The 15779-nt window shown below is 44.8% G+C and carries 12 protein-coding genes; 1 reads left to right on the top strand and 11 read right to left on the bottom strand.

What is annotated here, in order from left to right:
* Nucleotides 1–53: 53 nt before the first annotated feature.
* The 10 genes from ACY8D0_RS22465 to ACY8D0_RS22420 all read right to left on the bottom strand — a co-directional run bounded on the left by ACY8D0_RS22465 (nt 54) and on the right by ACY8D0_RS22420 (nt 13591).
* Complete coding sequence (locus tag ACY8D0_RS22465; RefSeq protein ID WP_462412705.1) at nt 54–1916, bottom strand: CocE/NonD family hydrolase; 1863 nt, start codon at nt 1914–1916, stop codon at nt 54–56.
* 214 nt (nt 1917–2130) lie between these two features.
* A complete protein-coding gene (pepV, locus tag ACY8D0_RS22460; RefSeq protein WP_462412704.1) occupies nt 2131–3549 on the bottom strand; it encodes a dipeptidase PepV in 1419 nt (472 codons plus the stop codon).
* A gap of 22 nt (nt 3550–3571) precedes the next feature.
* Nucleotides 3572–4552 (bottom strand): ABC transporter ATP-binding protein, encoded by a 981-nt coding sequence (locus ACY8D0_RS22455; RefSeq protein WP_462412703.1) that lies wholly within the window; start codon nt 4550–4552, stop codon nt 3572–3574.
* Nucleotides 4545–5549: an ABC transporter ATP-binding protein gene (locus ACY8D0_RS22450; RefSeq protein WP_462412702.1), complete on the bottom strand. Its 1005-nt coding sequence runs from the start codon at nt 5547–5549 to the stop codon at nt 4545–4547. Before ACY8D0_RS22450 ends, ACY8D0_RS22455 begins: the two co-directional genes overlap by 8 nt.
* A gap of 39 nt (nt 5550–5588) precedes the next feature.
* Nucleotides 5589–6482 carry an ABC transporter permease gene (locus tag ACY8D0_RS22445; protein ID WP_462412701.1) on the bottom strand — a complete coding sequence of 298 codons (894 nt, stop codon included), beginning with the start codon at nt 6480–6482 and terminating at the stop codon, nt 5589–5591.
* A gap of 21 nt (nt 6483–6503) precedes the next feature.
* The gene (locus tag ACY8D0_RS22440; protein ID WP_462412700.1) at nt 6504–7445 is read right to left on the bottom strand and encodes an ABC transporter permease; all 942 of its coding nucleotides are present in this window, start codon (nt 7443–7445) and stop codon (nt 6504–6506) included.
* A gap of 175 nt (nt 7446–7620) precedes the next feature.
* On the bottom strand, nt 7621–9195 hold the full coding sequence (locus tag ACY8D0_RS22435) for an ABC transporter substrate-binding protein (protein WP_462412699.1): 1575 nt from the start codon (nt 9193–9195) through the stop codon (nt 7621–7623).
* Nucleotides 9196–9258: 63 nt separating this feature from the next.
* Nucleotides 9259–10563, bottom strand: a complete 1305-nt coding sequence (locus ACY8D0_RS22430) for an aspartate aminotransferase family protein (protein WP_462412698.1) — start codon at nt 10561–10563, stop codon at nt 9259–9261.
* 280 nt (nt 10564–10843) lie between these two features.
* Nucleotides 10844–12199, bottom strand: coding sequence for an FAD-binding oxidoreductase (locus ACY8D0_RS22425; RefSeq protein ID WP_462412697.1), 1356 nt, complete (start codon nt 12197–12199; stop codon nt 10844–10846).
* Nucleotides 12200–12259: 60 nt separating this feature from the next.
* On the bottom strand, nt 12260–13591 hold the full coding sequence (locus tag ACY8D0_RS22420; protein WP_462412696.1) for a sigma 54-interacting transcriptional regulator: 1332 nt from the start codon (nt 13589–13591) through the stop codon (nt 12260–12262).
* A 374-nt stretch (nt 13592–13965) separates the two neighbouring features.
* Between ACY8D0_RS22420 and ACY8D0_RS22415 the strand changes: the two genes are divergently transcribed.
* Complete coding sequence (locus ACY8D0_RS22415; RefSeq protein ID WP_462412695.1) at nt 13966–14487, top strand: GNAT family N-acetyltransferase; 522 nt, start codon at nt 13966–13968, stop codon at nt 14485–14487.
* Between the two features lie 89 nt (nt 14488–14576).
* Here the strand turns inward: ACY8D0_RS22415 and ACY8D0_RS22410 are convergent, their stop codons facing one another.
* The gene (locus ACY8D0_RS22410; protein ID WP_462412694.1) at nt 14577–15776 is read right to left on the bottom strand and encodes an MFS transporter; all 1200 of its coding nucleotides are present in this window, start codon (nt 15774–15776) and stop codon (nt 14577–14579) included.
* Nucleotides 15777–15779: the final 3 nt, after the last annotated feature.

Below are 15779 nucleotides of genomic sequence, written 5' to 3'. Positions count from 1 at the left end.
ATGATAATTTATTTTAACAAAATATATTCCGCTCCGCCATATGGCAGATGCAATTATTCCACAACAGGAAGTACCACCGATGACGGGTGGCCTTTATCAGAAAAAATGGTCGCCACACCAAGCAGGCCGTTCAATAACGATGGCAGCGGCGCCACCGTATGCGGGAAATCGCTCGGTCCAATCGCCAACCGCAAACTATGCCCTTCCTTAATCACCGCATTGGTCGGGAATATCTCAACATTCAGCTCCATCACTTCAAATGGGTTCACCACCTGCTGGGCTTCCTTTGTGAATGGATGCCACGGCTGAATGTTTTCCCCACTTAAGTAACGGCTTTTGGACGAATCGACCGCCCGGTGCGATGCGGCCAGCCACCCGGCCGTCAGCTCTGTGGAGGTGCCGTCAGGAGCCACGTCGGTAATCCGAACGGACAAGACTAATTCCTTTGCCGTGGTCTTGGCAAAAATGTTCGCTGCAATCGGGCCAGAAATCCTGAAATCATTGGACATCGGCGGCGTCGTGTAGGTCACTTCCGTCAACTCGGTCAAGCGGTTGTCCTTTGTACAAGGAATGACACCGAGCAGGCCTGCCGTCCATTGCGACGTGCTTTGCGAACAAGTGCCGTTTACCGGTTGCTGTGCCATGGTTTTTGAAGCTTCAAGGGTTGCAGGCGTTTCTTTTGTGAGCGCTTGGTTGCCCCGGAGGTAATACTTTTGAGCCTTGGCTTTTGCGTTCGGCCAGCCAGGCTGGACTTGATAATGATCATCCCCCAGCACGAATTGGGTCACATCCGGAATGTCCCCGATATGGGTATTGATGTTTTTTAAATATTGATCAAACCATCTTAACGCGATTTGGTCCAAACTCGGAACATCATCGGCTGGTAAACCGCTTCCAAAATTACCGTGAGTCCAAGGCCCCATCAACAGCTTTGCTGTGACGCCATTTGCTTTCAGTTTTTCAAATAGAAGCGGTTCCCCGCGCTGGAACAGGTCATGCAGGCCTCCGGAGATAAACGCAGGCACGTCCACTTGGTCGGTAATATAATACGGAGAGCGAATCCAAGCCGCCGGTCCATCATAGGCAAAGTCACCCCCGGAAAGGGCCGATGTCAGGGCTGTTGCCGGAAAGTCGGTGAGTCCCCCGGCATGGTTTAGCAATACGGAAACCGCCCCAAGGGGATCTTGCCATGTATAGGTGGGCGGCTGCAGACCCATGCCTGCGACAAGCCCCATCCATAACGGGATAAAGCCGGTATTGACAATCCCGCCGGACATCACAATGTCGCGGTATTCATCCGCCATCGGGACAATCGGAAAAATGGCCTTCAAGCCTTTCGGGTGCTGAGCGGCTGTGAAAAATTGGTTGATGCCCATGTAGGAGGGTCCATAAAGTCCCACACTTCCATTACTCCATGGCTGGCTGGCGGCCCATTCCACCAATTCCTTGCCGTCCTGCTGCTCGGCAAGGCCAAAAGAATCCCATGTTCCTTGGGAGGAGCCAGTTCCGCGCACATCAACGGCAATATGCACATATCCGCGTTTAATCAAATACTCGTTATCATGGTAACTCACAGGGGTGTTTTTATTGTAAGGGGTTTGCGTCAGGATGACGGGAAACGGGCCATTGCCGTCCGGGATATGAACATCGGCATATAAGACGATTCCGTCCCGCATGGTAATCTTGACGTCTTTCATGGTGGTGTAACTGGAATATTGTTCTGCGCGGTCATAGATGGTGTTGTCCCACTTTTGGACAGGCTGAGTGATGGCGGCCTGTTGGGTTATGAGGGCGGCCTTGGGTGTAGGTGTTGGGCTTGCAGCTGCTGCGGTTGACGCATTCGTTAATGCCGGGGACAGGATGGCAGCCGACATCGCCAGAACCAGGAGCCCCTTGCGAAACTTCCTCCCAAACATAGAATTCCTCCTTGAACATTTTGTACGGTATCGTACTGTAAAATTTTACAAATTTTTAGAAAATATTTAAATACGAAAAAATGTCTAATTATAGTAGAGCTTTAGTAGTAGGTTCTATTGCAGGAGTGCAAACAGGCAAAAAAGGCCCTCCACCCGTTCATAGAACAGATGAAAGGCCCTTTCAGATTGCTTGCGAAATTTACTTATAAACACCTTATTTTGCTAATTCATAAATGGCTTGAGCATAGATGGCGATTGCCCTGTTCATGTTTTCGAGATCGATGTATTCGTCCTTTTGGTGGGCGGTATCGACTTCACCAGGGAAGAATGGGCCAAACGCTACACCGCTTTTCATGGCACGGCCGTATGTACCGCCGCTAATGGCCAGCAGCTCTGCAGGTTCTCCCGTTTGCTCCTCATAAACCTTTTGCAGCGTTTGAATTAATTCATGGTCCTTATCAATATGGTGTGGCGGTTTGTTCACAAAATCCGGGGAAATCATATAGCCATATTCCCCCGCCACTGCTTGCAGGCGGCTCATGACGCCGTCAAAATCGGTTGTCACAGGATAACGGATGCTCAATCCGACTTCGGCATTTGCTTCAGAAGAATAATAGAAAGTTCCAGGGTTTACCGTTAACCTTCCACTTATCTCGTCCTCTACCGAAATCCCCAGTTTATCCCCGAAAAAGCCGTCAACAAAATGATTGGATAAAAGGGAAATGAATTGACGGCCTCTTTCATCCAGCTCCATCGTCTCAAGGAATCGGGCCATAGCTAGACCGGCATTTAACCCTTTATATGGCTCCATTGCATGATGGGAAATACCTACTAAGCTTAATGAAACTTTGCCATGTTCCACTTCGACCGTTCCTTGAATACCATAATCCTTTAAAAATAAAGCAAAGGCATCTGCCACAGCTTTCGCATCTTGATCCCCAACGAGGACTGCCTTCACTTGATCAGGCACCATATTCACACGGTCACCTGCAACAAAGGACTCCAGCTTCCACCCTGGTGTACTCTCACTTAAAGATTTATAGGTTTGTGTCAAATGGCAGGATAAGATCCCTTTTTCCGTTGACACAATCGGAAAGTAAGCATCAGGAGAAATGCCCATTGTAGGAACAGGCTGTTTTTCAAAATACTTTTGAATTCCCAGCCATTCGCCGTTTTCCTCATCCGTTCCAAAAATGAGGCGTATCCGCTTTTTCAACGGGAGGCCCAGTTCCTTAATGATTTTGACGGCATAGACAGCTGCCATACTCGGTCCCTTGTCGTCATTGGACCCGCGCGCATACAATCTTCCGTCCCGTATTTCCGGCTGAAATGGAGGAGAGGTCCAATCATTTCCTGCCGGGACAACGTCCACGTGACACAGAATGCCAATAAATTCATCCCCTGTACCATAATCCGCATGCCCTGCATACCCTTGTTCATTATGCACAGCAAACCCTAACTCTTTGCAAAAATCTAAGATATGTTCAAGCGCATCCGCGATGGGGCGGCCAAAGGGAGCATTTTCCCCAATGGTAGTTTCATCTAACACACTGGGAATCTTTAAAAATTCAATCGTGCTTGCCAAATAAGCTTCTTTTTGATGTTCTGCTTCTTTTTTCCAGTTGATATCCATGGTCTTCTCCCTTCCTCCTTGCCTAATCATACAAATGGCATGCAACCGTATGACGGTCTTGAATTTGTACCTTTTCAGGCACCACCTGCTTACAAACATCCATTGCAAATGGGCATCTTGTATGGAAAATACAGCCTGAAGGAGGATTCAAAGGGGACGGGATTTCACCTTTCAGAACAACGCGCTCCCGCTTTCTTCCCACTTTGGCAATCGGAACTGCCGAGAGCAATGCTTTGGTGTACGGATGGGCAGCGTTTGAAAATAACGTATCCGTATCCGCCTCTTCCATTAGTTTACCTAAATACATGACGCCAACCCTGTCCGAAATATGACGGACAACACTCATGTCATGAGAAATAAATAAGGAAGTCAGCTTAAAGTCGTTCTGCAGATCCTGCAGTAAATTGAGTATTTGCGATTGGATGGAAACATCCAGTCCTGATACCGGTTCGTCTAAAATGAGCATGCTCGGATTGGCGACTAACGCCCTGGCCAAACCAATCCGCTGCCGTTGTCCGCCAGAGAATTCATGCGGAAATCGGAAGTAGTGATCAGGCCGCAGCCCCACTTTTCTCAGGATATCCATCACCATTTCTTCTCTTTCGTTCCAGGGTGCAATGGAATGGATCGTCAAGGACTCCTTAATGCTTTCGCCGATCCGGAGTCGCGGATTTAGAGAGGAAAACGGATCCTGGAACACCATTTGCATGTCTTTTTGAACCTTGCGAAACTCTCTCATCGGCTTTTTTAAGATATCTTCGTTGTTGTATAAAACGGTTCCGGCAGAAGGCTCGATTAACCTTAGCAGGGCTCTTCCCGTCGTACTTTTGCCGCAGCCAGATTCCCCGACCAATCCTAGTGTTTCACCTTTATATAAGGTAAAGGAAACATCGTCGACTGCCTTCACTTGCTGATTTTTTGATTTTCTTCTTAATCCTTTTACGGAGTAATATTTTTTTAATCCTTGTACCTCTAAAATCGGTTCTGCCTGTTGGTTAGGCATGTTTGACTGCCTCCTTTCCGGCAATGGCTGCATAATGCCAACATCTTACTTTATGATTTTCTTCATGCAATTCGAGGTCAGGAGCTTTTTCCCTGCATAGGTCATTGGCAAACTCGCAGCGTGAGGCAAACCGGCATCCTTTTGGAACAGCGTCTAAGGCTGGAACTGTTCCCCCAATGACATTCAGCTTTTTGGAACGGTCCCCATCCATTTGCGGAATGGATTTCATCAGCCCTTTTGTATAAGGGTGCAAAGGTGTTGTAAATAAATCCTCGACATTCGCTTCCTCGACAACCTGGCCAAGATACATGACCACAACGCGGGTACAGATCTCGGCGACAACTCCTAAATCATGGGTGATAAAAACCACTGCCATTCCCAGCTCTTCATTCAATTCCAACATGAGATCAAGTATTTGCGCTTGGATGGTTACATCTAAAGCCGTTGTTGGCTCATCTGCAATGAGAAGCTTCGGCTTGCAGGCAAGCGCCATGGCAATCATCACACGTTGTCGCATCCCTCCGGAAAGCTGGTGGGGATATTCGTTTACCCGCTTTTCCGGTGAAGGAATTCCCGTCATCCGGAGCAAGTCGATGGCCATTTGATGGGCTTCCTTTTTTGTGCGTTTTTGATGAATTCTAATGGTCTCCATTAATTGAAATCCGATGGTAAACACGGGGTTCAATGAGCTTAACGGGTCCTGAAAGATCATGGAAAGCTCATTCCCCCGGATTTTTTCCATTTCAGCTTTTGATAGCTTCAGCAAATCTTCGCCTTGGAGCTTGATTTCCCCATCATAAGAGGCTGTGTATTTTTCATCAAACAGCCTCAGAATGGATTGGGCCGTCACACTTTTTCCGCATCCAGACTCCCCCACGACTCCAAGGATTTCTCCTTTTTTCACGGCAAATGAAATTCCATCCACAGCCGTCACCCGGCCACGTTCGGTGTTAAAATGGGTTTTTAAATTATTTATTTCAAGAAGAGGTTGTTCCATTGATAATTCCTCCATTTTCTTTCACGGAATGACGGTAATCTATTTCGTGCTAGATTGCGGGTCGATTAAATCCCGCAGTCCGTCACCAAGTAAATTCAAGCCCAGCACGGATAAAATAATAAAAGCCCCTGGAAACACGGTCATCCACCAACCCGTATAAATCACGTCTTTTCCATCGGACAAAATATTCCCCCAGCTTGGGTCCGGCGCTGGAACACCGGCTCCTAAGAAGCTCAATGTTGCCTCCACAATCACTGCTTCTGAAAAAACAAAGGTCGCTTTTACAAGCAGCGGTGAGATGGTATTTGGCGCGATATGCTTCCAAATAATCCGCGCCGCGCTTGCCCCCTGGCTCCGGATGGCTTCAATATAAGTTTCTTCCCGGACAACCAGTGCCCGCGACCGGACAATTCTCGCGACCTCCGGTGAAAAGACAATGGTCAATGCGAAAATGACATTTTCGGTTTTTGCCCCGAGCACTGCCATCAAGGCAATAGCGAACAAAATGGCCGGAAACGCGAGCAATCCGTCGCAAATACGCATCAGGATATTGTCCAGGTAACGATAATAACTGGCTGTCAATCCAATAGCTAATCCAATAATGGACGATAAAAGGGCGGAAGCAAACCCGACCCACATCGAAACCTTTGCTCCATAGATGATGCGCGTTAGCAAGTCCCGGCCAAAGTTATCGGTCCCAAACCAATGATGGGAACCAGGTGCCTTCAAGCGCTCCTTTACCACCATTTCATAAGGGTCATACGGAGTTAATTTGGGGCCAAGGATAGCTAATAATATCAGCAAGGCAATAATAATACTTCCTGTCACCATTAATTTATTTGAAAAGAAACGCCGTAACAACAGCGCACGTTCCTGTTTCTTCAAGTCCTGTTTTACTCTTTTCGGGTTCACATTTACCTCAAAAACGTTCATGTCTTATCCCCCCTGATGTTCCTAATATCCCACACGAGGATCGATGAGCATATATAGCAAATCAATCACCAAGTTGATCAATACATAGAAGAACGCCACCAATAAAATAACACCCTGGATGACGGCATAGTCCCTGCTTTGAATCGAATTCAAGACCAATTGGCCGATGCCAGGAATATTAAAGATTGTTTCAATGACGACGGCCCCCGCTAACAACAGCCCAAAGGATTGACCAATAACGGTCAAGATTGGAAGCAAGGCATTCCGCAAGGCATGAATATAAATGATGGCACGTTCCTTCACACCTTTCGAACGAGCCGTTTTAATAAAATCAGCATTTAACACCTCTAACATGGATGACCTGGTCATACGGGCAATCAGGGCCGATTGAATGATTCCAAGGGCAAGCCCCGGCATTAGCAAGTACTGCAGATAATTCCAAAAGCCGCTGTTTAGGGGCTGATATCCTGCCACAGGCAGCCAGCCGAGGTTTACACCCAATACGAGCATCAGCAAGAGACCAAATAAAAAACTTGGGATCGCCATACCTGTTAATGTAAAGCCCATCACCATTTGGTCCAACAACGAACCCCGGTGCTTTGCTGCTAAAATGCCAACAGGCAAGGCAATAATAATGGCGATTAATTCAGCAAGAACAGCAATCGAAAGAGTAGGCCCTAAGTGCTCGACAATGGCTGTCGTTACAGGCATATGCATAAAATAGGAATCTCCTAAATTCCCCTGCAGCACATTAAGCAGCCAATGAAAATATTGAATATATAATGGATCATTAAACCCCATTTGTTCACGTAATGCTTCAATTTGCTCTGCTGTTGCTTCTTGCCCTAGCATAACGGAAACAGGATCACCTGGCGTTAGATAGATCAGCAGAAAGGCAACAATTGAGACAACGAATAAAACGGGAACAAGAGAAAAAATTCGTTTTAATATGTAAGTAAACACGTTCTTCCCCCTCCTCATCTATCATTTCACTCGCAATTACATAACACGGGGCTGTCCATTAAGGGGCCCGACTCCACGCCTAGACTAATATATAGAAGGGTATTTTGAAAAATACCCTTCTATATTGGGAGTGGTGTCTGACCCCTTTGCTTTTTGGACAGCCCCGCAGCTAAAATTATTGAACGGATGTATTCCAAACCACTGGGCCTTGGAAAATCGTAAAGCCTTTTACATTGCTTCTTGCTGCTGCAACGAGGCTGTAGGTTCCGAATGGAGTGACAGGAACATACTCATTTGAAGCATACTCTTGCAGTTCAGCCCATAGTGGCTGTGCTTCTTTAACAGAAGGAGCAGCGTTGATTTTTGCCAATAGATCGGCAATTTTGGCGTCATTTGTCCAGCCATGGTCATTTGGATTTAGGTATAAAATTTGCGCAGGAGTGGTAACCGTTGAGTAGCCTGTCACCAAAATATCCCATGCTGCCGGGTCTTTTCGTTTCTCCAACAATGTCGGCCAGTCAAATGTCTCAAGCTTAGCATTTACGCCCAGCTTATTTAATTGTTGCTGTAACACGACCGCAGAATCATAGTGTTCACTGTAATCACTTGTGGCAATGATTTTAATTTCCTGGCCATTATAACCAGCTTCTTTCAACAATTCTTTTGCCTTCTTGGCATCATTTTGGTTATAAGATTCCAACCCTTTTTTGGTGTACCAGTCCTTTTGGTCTTTGCTCATGTAACCATGGTCTAATTGGAACAATTCCTCATGAGAGAATGTCGCTAACATGATATCTTCTGCATTGATGGCGGTATTGATGGCTTGTCTCATTTTCTGGTCTGTGAATAAACCGCTTTTCTTATTGTAAACAGCCATTAAATTACCGTATTGGTCCGGAAAAGTTGTAATATTCTTGTCCTTTTTCACGATGTCATATTGCTCAAAATAAACATCGGTATTGATATCGTACTCGCCTGTTTGGATAGCTGATAAACGGGTGGCTGCGTCTTTGACAATGTAGAAATACACATCATCAACAAGCGCTTCTTTTTTGCCTGCCAATCCGTCGGCCTTTCCTTCTACTGGCTGGTAGTCTTCATTTTTCGTTAAGTGAATGAATTGGTTTTGTTTTACTTCTGCAACCTTGAAAGGACCGGTTCCGATAAATTCCGTCACACCTTCAGGGGTTGCTTTTTCAACGATTTCCTTAGGCATAATCGCCGGGAACTGCTTGGTGGATGCTAAGATATTTAGCAAGCCTGATGATGGCTGCTGAAGCTGCAATGTCACCGTGTACTTATCTTTTGCTTCGAATGCAGCATCACCAAGAAGGCCCTTAGCCACAACAGATGCTTCTTTCCAACGGTTCATGGATGCCACGACATCCTCTGATGTCATTTCTTTGCCATTGTGGAATTTGACACCTTGTCTTAACACAAACGTATAGGTTTTTCCATCATCACTGATATCAACTGATTTTGCCAACATGGGTGTTGGTTGAAATTTAGAGTTTGGTGTTACCAGCGTTTCAAACACATTTCTTGCCACTGTTGCCGAGTCTACTGAATTCGTTGCGACCGTATCAAGAGTTGGCGGCTGTGCCGACAATGTAAGCTTTAACTCACTTTTCCCTTTGGCGCTCTCTTTGGAACCTTTAGAACTTGATGCCGATTCGCCTTTACTGCATGCAGACACAGCAAAAAGCAAAACTAATGTAATAAGAATTAACAGCTTATTTTTTACTTTCACGTGAAATCCCCCTTATTTTTAAAACTAGTATTTTATTTTTGGGCAATGCTGCCTTATTCCTGTTTAAACTGTTGCTAGAACCTCTTCCAGCACATCAAGACCGTGATCAATTTGTTCCTTTGTAATCGTAAGCGGCGGAATCATACGAATGACTTCACCTGAGTTGCCGCACAGGTAGAAGAGAACACCCTTTTCCAGGCATTTATTTAATACTTCCATCACCTTAGCGCCGCTTGGTTCCCCTGTTTCAACATCCTGAAGGGCAATTCCAATCATTAAGCCAATGCCGCGGACATCTGCTATGACCGGGAACTTTTCCTGCATTACCTTTAACCGCTTTAGGGCATATGCACCCATTTCTTTTGTATTGTCCAACAGTTTTTCTTCCTGGATCACAGCTAGCGAAGCTCTTGCTGCTGCACAAGCGATTGGGTTCCCGCCAAAGGTTGTCCCGTGTGAGCCTAATGGCCATTGGGACATCAGCTCCTTTGAGGCGACGGTTGCACTTAATGGAAGCCCTGCTGCAATTCCTTTGGCAATCGCCATGATATCAGGCTTTACATCAAATGTTTGCGCTGCAAACCAGTTTCCTGTCCGGCCAAACCCTGTTTGAACTTCATCAAAAATAAGCAGGATGCCGTGCCGGTCACAGATTTCCCTCACCTTTTTCAGCCAGGCTTTTGGAGGGATGATATATCCGCCTTCACCTAAAATTGGCTCTACAATCATGCAGGCAACTTCTTCCGGGTCAACTTGATGCTTAAATAGAGTTTCCGCATCCTTTTCTAGCTTCTCCTGAAAGAATACCTCGGGATCTGCCCCTTCTGGCAAATAGTCTGGGTGGGCATATGGCAGCTGGTATGTAAGCCATGATGGCTGTTGATACTTTCGATACTTGCTTTTAGAAGTGGATACACTCAATGACCCGATGGAACGGCCATGAAAGCAGCCTGTAAATGAAACAACATATGGCCGTCTCGTCACATACTTGGCTAATTTCATTGCCCCTTCGATCGCCTCGGTTCCGCTGTTTGCAAAGAAGAAATTATCAAGCTTTGGAGGCAATATCGTCTGCAGCTCTTGGGCCAATTTTAAAATAGATTCATAGATAATAACCCCGGATGGCCCATGGACTAAATGATCGACACTTTCCTTAATCGCCTGTACGACTTTGGGATGCCTGTGCCCGACATTTTCAACCGCAATCCCTGATGTAAAATCGAGATATTGAACCCCATCAGCTCCGTAATAATAGCAGCCCTCTGCTTTGACAACCGGCAAATTGGGATGATCCTTTGCCATACTTGGAGCAAGAAAATTGCCAATTGAATCAACTAGCTCCACCCAATTTGTTTCTAGCTTTTCCATTTTAAAGACCCCTTTGATAAAACATTGTCATTTCATTGTGTTGTGTAAATTGATAGAAAACTATTAACTATATAACTATTCATAATTGAATAATTATACAAAATTGTATAGACATTATACGACAAATAAAACAATTCCACAACATCATTTTTAAATTTTCAGTGATTTATTTTTATACATATTTAAATATGAATATAAAAAGAAGCCAAGCAAATGCTGGGCTTCAGTGAAACAATAAAGTATTTTTATGTATTAGGGTCGATTTTAATAGATTTCTTCTTTATGAAAAGATTTTTCCAGGATTTAAGATTTCCATTGGGTCCAATAGCTGTTTTATATTTTTCATGACAGCAAGGGACGCACCATGCTCTGCCATTTGAAATTTTATTTTTCCAAGTCCTACTCCATGTTCCCCCGTACAAGTGCCTCCTTCTTCAATGGCACGCAATGCCAATGTGTCATTGATTTGTTCCGCCTTCTCTCGTTCCCCTGCAGCGTTTGGATGAAAGACAATCAAAGTGTGAAAATTCCCATCGCCGATATGGCCCCATACGCCACCTTTTAATCCGCTCTCGTCTATCAGTTGACGGGCATATGCCACTAGGGCCGGCACCTTTGATAGTGGGACACAGACGTCGGCCCCCACTTCATCAATCCCGCTTTGATGCATAAAAGCGTATGTTAATTCATGCCTTGCCTTCCAAATCTCCCTCTGCTTAGCCGGGTCACTTGCCGCTTGCCAATTTTTTGCCCCAAGCTCTCCCAGGATTTCAGCAGCTAATGCGGCTTCTTCCTTCACCGTACTTTTCGAGCCTGCGAATTCGATAAATAAAGAATGACCCACCAGAAAATGATAATCATTATACCGATTGATTTCATTGATACTTGCTGCATCAATGAGTTCCATTCTCATAACGGGAATGCCACTTTGCAGCATGTATTGGGCAGCTTGTCCGCAAAGCTCGAGTGTATCAAATGTGCAGGTTGCCATCATCGTATGCTCTGGAATTCCGTGAAGGCGCAGCGTAATTTCTGTCATGATTCCAAGTGTCCCTTCTGAGCCTGCAAAAAGGCCGGTTAAATGATAACCAGAGGATGACTTCTTTGCTCTTGTACCCGTATGGATCACGGTCCCATCTGCCAAGACCACTTCTAAATCCAATAACTGGTCTCTCATTGACCCATAGCGAACGGCTGTTGTACCGCTAGCGTTCGTTGCTGCCATTCCGCCAATCGTTGCATCGGCCCCAGGGTCGATTGGAAACATAAGTCCATGGCGATTCACGATTTTGTTTAGCTGCATACGGGTCATTCCAGGCTGCACGGTAATGAGCATATCCTCAGGGGAAAAGTCGATTACCTTGTCCATGTTTTCAAAGTTCAAGGAAATCCCTTTCTTCACCGGAATGGCTGCCCCTTCTAACCCCGACCCAGCTCCAAATGCAGTAACCGGAACTTGATATTTTCTAGCAATCTCTAATATGGCCTCCACATCCTCACGGCATGCAGGGAAACATACGGCATCCGGTTCTGCCGGAGCATGCGGTGATTCATCATGGCTATGACGGAACAATTGTGTTTCATTCTGACTGACTTTTGCACTGCCAAGCTTAGCAATGAGCTGCTGAATATACATTTACATCCACCTTACCTATTATTGGCCCTAAAATTTTGTAAAGCAGCCTTGAGTTAGGGCTTATTCATTAAAATACTTCTTCATTTTCCTGACAATGGAAGGCTGGCTAATCCCTAATGCTTTTGCCATTTCCGTCGTGGTTTTATATCGTTTTTGCGTGCTGCGCAGGACTCGTTTTTCAACTTGATCTAAAATGGTTTGAAGCGACCGTCCCTCGATTTCAAGTCCGTCCATTTGGGAAGGCTCTTTTTGGTACTCGAGTGGCAGGTCATCCTTTGTAATGATGGGCCCGTCGCTTTGGACTACCAGCCTTTCAATGACATTTTTCACTTCCAAATGATTACCGTTCCACTCCAGATGCAGTAATTCGTGAAATAAATCGTTCGATAATTCTTTTTGCACTTGATATTTATCACAAAATTTTCTGAAGTACTGGTGAATAACTTCTGTTAAATCCTCCAGCCTCTCACGCAAAGGCTGGATCCGGATGGGAACCACATGGATGAGATAGAACAAATCTTCTCTTAACTGTTTCTTGCTCATTAGCTCTTCCAAGGGTTTTTCCGTTGAGCTAATCACTCTAAAGCTGCCCTTTTGCTGCCGGAGCGCTTTTACCAAGATGGTTTGGGAGGCTAATGATAGCTCATCGATGCCTTGCAAATACAAAGTTCCATTATGAGCCATTTGCAAATAGCCGATCTTTTTCGTGGTATCCGGTTTTGATCCGCCCAGCAGCTCATATTCAAAAATCGCCTCGGGTATGGTTCCGCAATCTACCTCGATAAAAGGCCCGTCGGACCAACGGCTTTGTTTGTGAATCAATTTGGCCAGCAAAGATTTTCCGACCCCATTTTCACCGTGCAGCAATACTGATACTTGGAGAGGGGCGACCTTAACGACGGTCTTTAAAACTTGTTTCATAAATTTGCTTTCAGCAATAATGCCATTCACACTTAAGGTTTTCTCCCGCAATAATTCAAGCTCTTCCTTTACCTTGGTCATCTCGCCTTCAAGTTCATTTAAGTAATCTTGAATAACTAGCAGCTCAGACACTTCATAGGAATAACTTAAAACGTATTCCACCTCATTGCTTTCGTTGAATAACGGAATCCCGGTAACCAGGATTTTCCGCTGATCCAGTGTCGTCTGAATGACGACAATCTTCTTTTTTTGCTGTAAAACTTGTGGAGTGATTGCAGGAGAAAAAATCCCTCTCTTTTCTAAATCATAGACAGATTGCCCCAGCAAATCCTTTGAGGATATTCCATATTGCCGCCCGCTGATATGAGTCACCTTAATGACTGTACCAGCCCTGTTTGTAACAATGATATCCTCGTCATATGAATCTATTATTTCTTCTTCGGCATTTGGAAGGAGATATAAACCATCCATAACACCCCTCCTTACAATGTTCCCTTGAAACTTTGGACTCTTCTCCAGCCCCAAATCATTCCAATTATTAAATAATTATAAATTTTATTAAATAATTATTTATTTTTGTATATTATAGTGTACCCTCCAATTTCATAATATTCAAGTTTGTTACTATCTTCAGAAAATAGAACTGATGGGGTAGCTGACTGCAGCGAGAACGATTGTGTGGCATCTACATCAAGTGATTCTGTTATTGATAGGTCTTCCTCTAGACGATTAGAACCTCCAAGCAGACTTTTGCCGACAAATGAGAATTCCAACAATGGAAGAGGACATAATATCCTATAGATTTAATATTTGTCAGTAGTGGGATGATAAAGGAGTTTTGGTATATGGCCGAAGAACAAATCGTAAGGGCAGACTATCACGATCTTCAGGTCGTGATGGACATATTTGAGGATTGCAAGTCCTATTTAAAAAGCAGAGGCATCCTGCAGTGGGATGAAAAGTATCCAAACCAAGCGTACTTCGAAACAGCATTAAAAGGCGAAACTTTATTTGTGTTAAAAAAAGAAGGCCAAGTCTTGGGAGCCATGGTCCTTGATGAGTGGCAGACCCCAGAATGGGAAACTGCCCAATGGACGGAAGTCAATGGTAATCCGTTGGTTCTCCATTCTTTCTGCGTACACCCTAATGCCCAAGGAGGCGGGTATGGTGGTAAAATGCTGCAATACACCGAAGACTTTGCGAAAGAACAAGGCTATCCGGCACTTAGGCTCGATTCGTTTTCCGGGAATGAGTCTGCGGTAGGATTCTACGAAAAAAAGGGTTATAAAAGAACAGGAGTCGTAAAATTAAAAGGAAAACCACAAGGTCACGATCAATATTATTGCTATGAAAAATTATTTAGATAAAGCAAATGCCTGTTCAGCACTCGAAAAATGCCGAGAGCAATTTTCGAGTAGTGACAGGCACTGCAAATGAACAACTAGTTCCGTTCAAATCAAGCCGCATCCATTTTGACTTCAGAAGCGGTTGTTCTTTTTCCATGCATGAAGTAATAAAGGATCGTGCTGGCTAGAACGATCACCGCCATGATGAGATATAGCTGGCGATAGCCGGTTAGCGGGATGATGAACCCTAGAACGTATGGCCCGAATCCTAAGCCGGCATCTAGAGCGATAAAGAACGTAGATGTCGCTAAGCCCATTCGCTCCCGCGGTGTCACTTTCACGGCAATGGCCTGTGTGCAGGACTGCATATTACCAAATCCAAGTCCAATCAAGACACCGGCAATTAATAAGCTAATCCCCTGGTTAGCAGTGCTTAATAAAAATAAGCCTGCTGCAAAAAGAATAAAAGTGGGATACATGACATAGTTGGCGCCTTTTGTGTCCAATAATTTTCCCGTAAAAGGCCGTGATACCAAGATTGCTACCGCATATACAATGAAGAAGAAACTTGCCACTTCCACTAAATTGATTTCAATTGCATAAAAGTTGATAAAAGATAAGACGCTTGAGTAACCCAGGCTGACAATTAAGGTAACCAAGGCAATCGGCAGCGCTCTGGGCTCAACAAAGTCAGAAAGCTTGAAGCCCTTGGACTCCGATTTTTTGGTTGATGCTTTCATTTCCGGCACATTCATAAACAGGGAAATGACGAAGCTGATTAAACCTAATACTAAACAAAAACTAAAGATTGTTGTGAAGCTGGCATGCTGGCTCATGTAGATTCCGATGAAGGGACCGATGGCGGTTGCCAATGTGGTACTCATGCTGTAGTAGCCAATCCCTTCTCCTTTACGTACAGTTGGAATAATCAGAGCTACGATGGTTCCCGTTGCCGTACTGGCAACACCTAAAGCTAAACCATGTACAAATCGGGTAAACAGTAAAAAGTTAGTCCCTAAATCAATGAAGTATAAACCGGATGCTAAAATACAAAAGATAAGACCGAAAAACATGGTTTTCTTTGTGCTGACTGACTCGATGATACGGCCGATGATGAGGCGGCCAATTAAGGTCCCAATAATGAAAATCCCTGTCGCCAGGCCGGCTTGGCTTTCACTGGCATGATAATGATTGACTGCGTAAACCGCAATGGTCACCAATAATAAATAAAAAATTAAGTATAAGAAAAAGTTTACAGACGAAATGATGATGAAATCCTTCGTCCACAATTTGGGTCGTGCTTGTTCCAATTC

Source organism: Neobacillus camarae, from assembly GCF_054950115.1.
The sequence above is the reverse complement of the archived record's forward strand: the minus strand, read 5'-3'. Positions and strand labels throughout refer to the sequence as shown.

Coding starts and splice junctions, on each gene's coding strand:
- ACY8D0_RS22455 (WP_462412703.1), bottom strand. CDS start 4,552: ATGCCTAACCAACAGGCAGAACCGATTTTAGAGGTACAAGGATTAAAA.
- ACY8D0_RS22415 (WP_462412695.1), top strand. CDS start 13,966: ATGGCCGAAGAACAAATCGTAAGGGCAGACTATCACGATCTTCAGGTC.
- ACY8D0_RS22450 (WP_462412702.1), bottom strand. CDS start 5,549: ATGGAACAACCTCTTCTTGAAATAAATAATTTAAAAACCCATTTTAAC.
- ACY8D0_RS22420 (WP_462412696.1), bottom strand. CDS start 13,591: ATGGATGGTTTATATCTCCTTCCAAATGCCGAAGAAGAAATAATAGAT.
- ACY8D0_RS22430 (WP_462412698.1), bottom strand. CDS start 10,563: ATGGAAAAGCTAGAAACAAATTGGGTGGAGCTAGTTGATTCAATTGGC.
- pepV (WP_462412704.1), bottom strand. CDS start 3,549: ATGGATATCAACTGGAAAAAAGAAGCAGAACATCAAAAAGAAGCTTAT.
- ACY8D0_RS22425 (WP_462412697.1), bottom strand. CDS start 12,199: ATGTATATTCAGCAGCTCATTGCTAAGCTTGGCAGTGCAAAAGTCAGT.
- ACY8D0_RS22465 (WP_462412705.1), bottom strand. CDS start 1,916: ATGTTTGGGAGGAAGTTTCGCAAGGGGCTCCTGGTTCTGGCGATGTCG.
- ACY8D0_RS22445 (WP_462412701.1), bottom strand. CDS start 6,482: ATGAACGTTTTTGAGGTAAATGTGAACCCGAAAAGAGTAAAACAGGAC.